Annotated in this window: 1 pseudogene; it reads right to left on the reverse strand. The window is 68.7% G+C overall.

The features are described 5' to 3' along the window. Positions 1-252: pseudogene (locus SB753_RS39535) on the reverse strand (branched-chain amino acid ABC transporter substrate-binding protein); the annotation flags it as partial.

Raw genomic sequence — 252 nt, forward strand, 5'->3', positions numbered from 1 at the left:
GTGCAAGACGCTTCGCCGGATGATCCGCCGGCAATTGCGCCGCCACCAGCACGGGGCTCGCGGGCAGGAACGTGCCGTTGCAGTCGGCGCCGCACACGCGCAGGAAGTCGTTGTTGCCCACGCCGTGATTGTGATAGATCAGCCCTTTGTAGCCGCGCTCGCGCAGCGTCTTCGGCGGCAGTGCGGCGGGTGTGCCGGCCGCGCCGACCACGACGGCATCGGGATGCGTCGCGAGGATTTTCAGCACCTGGC

Origin of the sequence: Paraburkholderia sp. SIMBA_053 (genome assembly GCF_046534895.1) — a bacterium.
Taxonomy (GTDB): domain Bacteria; phylum Pseudomonadota; class Gammaproteobacteria; order Burkholderiales; family Burkholderiaceae; genus Paraburkholderia; species Paraburkholderia caledonica.